The organism is Azonexus sp. (assembly GCF_036170495.1).
In the GTDB taxonomy this organism is placed as follows: domain Bacteria; phylum Pseudomonadota; class Gammaproteobacteria; order Burkholderiales; family Rhodocyclaceae; genus Azonexus.
Genome location: NZ_JAVHPH010000075.1, coordinates 1 through 5,958, shown reverse-complemented (window position 1 = coordinate 5,958; position 5,958 = coordinate 1). Strand labels below are relative to the sequence as shown.

Annotated in this window: 8 protein-coding genes; 4 read left to right on the top strand and 4 right to left on the bottom strand. The window is 60.7% G+C overall.

Annotated features, from left to right (window positions below; all coding sequences use genetic code 11):
- From ADADOO_RS02490 to ADADOO_RS02480, 3 genes are all read right to left on the bottom strand, one after another.
- On the bottom strand, window positions 1-250 hold a 250-nt coding region (locus ADADOO_RS02490), incomplete at its 3' end, for a PhnD/SsuA/transferrin family substrate-binding protein (RefSeq protein WP_511274723.1).
- A 19-nt stretch (window positions 251-269) separates the two neighbouring features.
- On the bottom strand, window positions 270-1,271 hold the full coding sequence (gene arsS / locus ADADOO_RS02485) for an arsenosugar biosynthesis radical SAM (seleno)protein ArsS (RefSeq protein ID WP_511274721.1): 1,002 nt from the start codon (window positions 1,269-1,271) through the stop codon (window positions 270-272).
- A gap of 214 nt (window positions 1,272-1,485) precedes the next feature.
- Window positions 1,486-2,694 carry an MFS transporter gene (locus tag ADADOO_RS02480; protein WP_511274719.1) on the bottom strand — a complete coding sequence of 403 codons (1,209 nt, stop codon included), beginning with the start codon at window positions 2,692-2,694 and terminating at the stop codon, window positions 1,486-1,488.
- An 88-nt stretch (window positions 2,695-2,782) separates the two neighbouring features.
- On the opposite strand from ADADOO_RS02480, the gene ADADOO_RS02475 reads away from it, so the two are divergent.
- From ADADOO_RS02475 to ADADOO_RS02460, 4 genes are all read left to right on the top strand, one after another.
- The gene (locus ADADOO_RS02475) at window positions 2,783-3,604 is read left to right on the top strand and encodes an AraC family transcriptional regulator (RefSeq protein WP_511274717.1); all 822 of its coding nucleotides are present in this window, start codon (window positions 2,783-2,785) and stop codon (window positions 3,602-3,604) included.
- A gap of 278 nt (window positions 3,605-3,882) precedes the next feature.
- Entirely contained in the window at window positions 3,883-4,551 is a 669-nt protein-coding gene (locus ADADOO_RS02470) for a DNA-3-methyladenine glycosylase I (RefSeq protein ID WP_511274715.1), read from the top strand.
- Window positions 4,548-4,856: a type II toxin-antitoxin system RelE/ParE family toxin gene (locus ADADOO_RS02465; protein ID WP_511274713.1), complete on the top strand. Its 309-nt coding sequence runs from the start codon at window positions 4,548-4,550 to the stop codon at window positions 4,854-4,856. Before ADADOO_RS02470 ends, ADADOO_RS02465 begins: the two co-directional genes overlap by 4 nt.
- 129 nt (window positions 4,857-4,985) lie before the next feature.
- A complete protein-coding gene (locus tag ADADOO_RS02460) occupies window positions 4,986-5,669 on the top strand; it encodes a hypothetical protein (protein WP_511274712.1) in 684 nt (227 codons plus the stop codon).
- 152 nt (window positions 5,670-5,821) lie between these two features.
- On the opposite strand, the gene ADADOO_RS02455 is transcribed toward ADADOO_RS02460, so the two are convergent.
- Window positions 5,822-5,958 (bottom strand): peptide-methionine (R)-S-oxide reductase (locus ADADOO_RS02455; RefSeq protein ID WP_511274725.1); only part of this gene is annotated, 137 nt, incomplete at its 5' end.

Sequence of the window (5,958 nt, the reverse complement as noted above, 5' to 3'; positions counted from 1 at the left end):
CGGTTTCGCCGTTGGCCAGCGACTTGGCGAGGCCTTCCCAGCTATCGACGGTGCGTAGTTCGACCGGGCGGTTGAGTTTCTTGGAGAGGTACTCGGCCAACGGGCGATAGGTCGCGTCGTTCTTTTCCCGGTCCGGCTGGAAGAGGCCGACACCGAATTTGAGCGGTGGTTCGGCGGCGCTGGCGCCGACTGCTACGGTCAACAGGAAAAAAGCGGCAAAAACGGCAAGCGGGCGGGTGATGCGTTTCATGGGTTAACTCCGGATAGGATTAGAGCGCAGCAACCGCTTGTTGTTGTGTCGATTCGGTTTGTTCCAGGGCGCCACCGCAACTGCTGCCCTGGCCAGCCGTGCAGCCGTAGCAATGATCGGCCACCCGGATCGGGCGGCCGGCCAGGTCGGCTTCGAGCAAATCAGCCAGATGAACGGGGCCGCCTTGTTGGCCGCCGAGTTCGAGCTTGAGCATCTGGTTGAAGTCGCAATCGAAGACCTCGCCCTGCCAGCCGACCGAGAGCAGCGAGCGGCACATCACGTTGTCGAGGTTGGCCGGGTGGTAGGCGCCCTTGAGCAGTTTCATGTAGTCGTGGAATTGGTGGCGCGACACCAGTTGGCTGCCGAAACGCTGGATCGGCATGTTGGCCAGCGCGAACAATTGATTGAAGACGATGCCGTAGCGGGCCGCCAGTTGCTCCTTGTAGGCCTGTTCGAGCTTCGATTGATCGGGCGGCAGGCTGGGGCCGAGCGGGTTGTACACCAGATTGAGGATGCGGTCGCTGCCCGGCAGCCCGTAGCCCAGGGCATTGAGTTGGCGCAAGCCGTCGATGCTGGCCTGAAAAGTGCCGTCACCACGTTGGGCGTCGACGTTTTCTTCCAGATAACACGGCAGGGAGGCCACGATCTCGACGTTCTGCTCGGCGAGAAACTCGGCCAGCGTCTCGTAGCCCGGTTCGCCGAGGATGGTCAGGTTGCAGCGATCGATGACGCGCAAGCCTTGCGCCCTGGCTGCTCTGACCAGACGGCGAAAGTTGGCGTTCATTTCCGGCGCACCGCCGGTCAGATCAAGCGTTTGCACCGCCTGCCGACGGGCGAAGTCGAGCACCTCAGCCATGGTGTCCCAGCGCATTTCCTCGGTCCGTTTCGGGCCGGCCGCGACGTGGCAGTGGAAACAGGACTGGTTACAGCGATAGCCGAGATTGGCCTGGAGCGTTTCGAGTTTACGGCGCTGGATCGCTGGGAATTCAGTCTTGACCAGCAAAGGAAAAGTGTCGCGCATTGTTCTTGTCCAAAATGGGTTTAACCATTAGTCGGGGAAGTCTGGCGTTTCTTACACTTGATGAAGAAAAACTTGCCCGTCCGCTGGAAAGTATTGCGCGGAGAGATCGTGCGAAACCCCAAGCCAATCGAACCCGCAAGCTTCCGTGATCGACCACGACATCGCTCAAACATTCCATTTTTAGCCAAAATTTCTGGTTGACCGTAGGATTGGCCTAAACCGCCTTCCCCACCCGCAAGGCGCTAAAAATCGCCAGCGTCTGCAGCACGGCAATCCCCATCAACACCTCGCCAAACCGCTGCCCATCCATCATCCCGCCAAAAATGACCGGCGCCATCGCCAATCCGAGATCCAGTCCGGAATAGACGAAGCCATAAACCCGCCCGTAAGCGGATTTCCCGAAGCGCGCCGTCGCCGCCTTGCGCACCAGCAGATCACGCGATGGCCCGGCGATGCCCGTGCAGAAACCGATGCCGCCCATCAGCGGCAGGCTGGCCCAGCCCGGCAAAATGCCACTGGCGAGCAGCACGGCAAGCAGGGCGGCGACGCCGAGGGCGCCGGCGATCAGATAGTCGTGGGCGTTCTTTTGGGCAAGGAAGCCGCCGAGGATGATGCCGGCGGCGCCACCGACCAGATAGGTCGACAGGGCCAGCGCGGCCGTCGTCAGCGACAGGCCGTAGAGCGCCTGCAGGATGGGGCTGGCGAAGTTCTGGATGGCGCCGAAGGCCGCCGTGATGAGCAGGAAAAAGAGGAAACACAACCACACAGCGCGTGAGCCGAGGAAGGCGAAGGTGGGCGATGGCGCTTCGTCACCTTTGGCTGCGCGATGGTCGTGCGCCTCGTTGATGGCTGCGCGGCGCCAGAAGAGCAGGGCGAGGGCGGTGATGGCGACGAGACTGGCGCCGAGCGCCGCGTTGCGCCAACCGTAGGCCGCGGCGATGCCGGTCATGAAGACCGGCGCCGCCGCCCAGCCAAGGTTGCCGGACAGGCCATGCACCGAAAAAGCATGGCCGAGCCGGGCCTGCGACACGCGGTGGTTGAGCACCGTGAAATCAGCCGGGTGAAAGACGCTGTTGCCAAGGCCGGCCAGCGCGGCGGTGGCGATCAGCATCGGGTAGCCGGTAGCGAAATGCAGCACGACGCCGGCCAGCGCAAAACAGCTGATACCCGCGCCGAGCACGCGGGCCGCGCCGAAGCGGTCGACGAGAAAGCCGGCCATCGCCTGGCCGATGCCGGAGATGACGAAAAACACGGTCATCGTCATGCCGATGCCGGTGAAGCTGAGGTCGAAATCCTGCATCAGCCACGGAAAAAGCGGCGGCAGCAGCAGGTGAAAAAAGTGCGAAACGCCATGCACGAAGCCGATCAGGGTGATCACTTCGATGTCGCTGCGCTGGGGCGCGGGCAGGGTGGCGGTCGTCATGGATAAAGTCCGAGTAAAACGTTAAGGATTGCAGTCTAACTTTGCGAGCGCTTGACCGTGCGGCGATATTCGGACAAAAATTATCGCAATGCAGACAGACCTTTCCTTCGACGCCGTACCCCGCCGCACCCCGACCGCCGAGTGGCCGATGACGGTCAACCTGCGTTGCCCGCCGGCCGATGTTTATGTGCCGCCGCATCGCCACGACTGGGCGCAGCTGGCCTATCCGCTGCGCGGCGGCATCCGCATTTCTGCGGCCGGCATGACCTGGCTGGTGCCCGCCTTGCGTGCCGTGTGGATTCCGCCGCATATCGAGCACGATCTGCTCATGCTCGGCGAAGTCGAATTCCGCACCGTCTATATCGCTCCGGAAGTCGCCCCGCTGCCGCTTGATGCCTGTTCGGTGATCGAGGTTTCCGACCTCATGCGGGCGCTTTTTGAGGCGCTCAGCGAGGCTGACGGCGACGGCCAGGAGGCATCGCCGCGCCAGCGTCAGGTGACGGCATTGCTGCTCACCGAAATCCGCCGTGCGCCGCCGCTCTCGCTGGGCTTGCCGATGCCGCAGGACCGGCGCCTGCAAGCCTTGTGTCAGGCCCTGATCGACGATCCCGCTTGCGCGCTGTCGCTGGCCGAGTGGGCGGCCCGCGTTGGCGCCAGCGAGCGGACGCTGGCCCGCCTGTTCGTCAGCGAACTGAAACTGAGCTTCGGCGCCTGGCGCCAGCAATTGCGCCTGGCCCGGGCGCTCGACCTGATCGGCCGCGGCCGCCCGTACGGCGAAGTCGCAGCGGAACTCGGCTACGCCAGCCAGGCCGCCTTCTCGGCCATGTTCAAGCGCGCCTTCGGCGTGCCGCCGGGGCGCTTCATGCAGGAACGCAGTACGCCGCCCACAGGCGAGCTGCGTAACGACTGACCAGAGAGATCGGAGCTGTAGCAGCCGGCAGGGCAATTGCATGAACGTGGACTCCCTCCCCTTCAAGGGGAGGGTTGGGGTGGGGATGGGGAGAAATTGCCTGTTGCGTTACATGGCAAGATCCATTTTGCCCCCCATCCCCCTCCCGGCCTCCCCCTTGAAGGGGGAGGAGGCGATGCCCCCAGCATTCATGCTATTGCCCTGCTGCAGCCGGCCCGAAACTGTCGGCTTGTGGCGGACACAGCTACACTGCGCCTTTTGCTGACGGATGCATGACGATGGAACGCTGCCCCTGGTGCGAAGGATTCGACCTCTACCGCGAGTACCACGACAATGAATGGGGCCTGCCGCTACGCGACGACCGCGCTCTGTTCGAATTGCTGATCCTCGAAGGCGCCCAGGCCGGCTTGTCCTGGGCCACCGTGCTCAAGAAACGGGCGCACTACCGACAGGTATTCGACAACTTCGACCCGCACAAGATCGCCCGCTATGACGAACAAAAAGTCGCCGCCCTGCTGGCCGACCCCGGCGTCATCCGCAACCGCGCCAAGATCGCAGCGACCATCCAGAACGCCAAGGCCTACCTGGCGCTGACTGTCGGCGGCCAATCGTTCAGCGATTTCCTGTGGTCTTTCGTCGGCGGGGTTCCGGTGCAAAACGCCCGGTCATCGCTGGCCGAAGTCCCCGCCAAAACCGCCCAATCCGATGCCCTGAGCAAAGCCTTGACCCGCGCCGGCTTCAAGTTCGTCGGCTCGACGATTTGCTACGCGTTCATGCAGGCGGCGGGGATGGTTAATGACCATTTGGTCAGTTGCCCGCGGTATGAGGAAGTGCAGGGTAGTCTGAGTTCGCGCGACGACGCTCGCCAGACCGGCAAATACGCCAGCGCCGACGCCGTGATTGGCCGCCTCGAGCAAATGCTGGCAACCGCCAAAGGCGGCAAGTGAGCTATCAGGTACGGTTTACGGAAGAAGCCGAAGCCGATCTGGTCAGACTGTACGAATTCATTCTGGGCAAGGACCAATCAGACTGGTCACTTGCAACCCGCGCCCTTGAAGCCATCAAGAATGGCATCCGGGGTCTGGAACTCTCGCCATTCAGCTACCGGAAAGCGACTCCGGACAACCCTTTCTTGCGGGAGTTGATCATTCCATTTGGCGCTTCAAGGTATGTCGCCTTGTTCGAGATCGACAACGACCAGTCAGTCACCATCCTGGAGGTACGGCATCAACTGGAAGAGGATTACCATTGAGTGCAGGGCCCATGGACCATCCGGCGAGCTTTGATAGGAAAGTTATCGAAGCTGACCCCTTGGGCCATTTGAGAGGAAAATATCAATGTCGCTTTCACTTTCGATTTTTCGTCTATGACTCCACAAGTATTGCTGGATAGTCTTCGTCGTCTGGTTCGCGAAGAGCCGCCGCTGCAAGGCAAGGGAACCTATGAAGCAGTACAACATGAATGGCTTGGCCGTGCGTCGCACCTAATTCGGCAATGGGATCAGACCCAAGCGATTGGGTTTCAGATTGCAGCTCGCGCTATGGCTGGAAATCTCAATCGCCAAATGAACTACGGCACGGTTCTCACAGTGATCTACGAGGCAATCGCGTCGCTTGAGAGCAATCTACCAGCGGATACAGGTCAGGTATTTGGCCCAGGTGCTGTTTATGATTTCTTTAAAGCACTTAACGAACTTGTTGGCGGCGCTACGAAGTCAATTTTCATTGTTGATCCGTACATGGACAACAGCATTTTCGATGGCTATTTGTCGAACATTGGCTCGTCCGTAGTCGCTAGGCTGCTTGTATCCCATTATGCCGACAGCGTTTCGGTTGCCGCCGCGGCTTTCTCCAAACAGCGTGGACTTGAAGTCAGTGTGCGGCGAAGTTCAGGGCTCCACGACAGAGTTATCTTCATTGATTCCGCCCAATGTTGGGTACTTGGTGCATCGATCAAGGACGCTGCGGCGAAGAAACCAACATATCTCGCTCCAATTTCTTCAGATGTAGTCTCTGAGAAACTACGGATATATGAAGAACTATGGATGTCAGGAACAGGGGGCTAATTGCCTGAACGAGCGTATGTTGCCTTTTCGTTTGTGTCAGCTTTTACGTGCTGCCTATTACCGATTCGGGCACGTCGTTGCCGGTCATTAGCAAGTAATCGACCGTCGGCTTCGGCCCAAACTGCGGTCATACACCGAACCTTTCCCGTTCCTCACTCCCCATCCTTCTCCAACTTCAACGACGCCGAGTTGATGCAGTAACGCACACCCGTCGGTGCCGGGCCATCGTCAAAAACGTGGCCGAGGTGGGCGCCGCAGTCGTGGCAGGTGACTTCGGTGCGGATCATGC

Bases quoted from the DNA above. Each gene is read 5' to 3' on its own strand.
- arsS (WP_511274721.1), bottom strand. From the start codon at position 1,271: ATGCGCGACACTTTTCCTTTGCTGGTCAAGACTGAATTCCCAGCGATC.
- ADADOO_RS02480 (WP_511274719.1), bottom strand. From the start codon at position 2,694: ATGACGACCGCCACCCTGCCCGCGCCCCAGCGCAGCGACATCGAAGTG.
- ADADOO_RS02475 (WP_511274717.1), top strand. From the start codon at position 2,783: ATGCAGACAGACCTTTCCTTCGACGCCGTACCCCGCCGCACCCCGACC.
- ADADOO_RS02470 (WP_511274715.1), top strand. From the start codon at position 3,883: ATGGAACGCTGCCCCTGGTGCGAAGGATTCGACCTCTACCGCGAGTAC.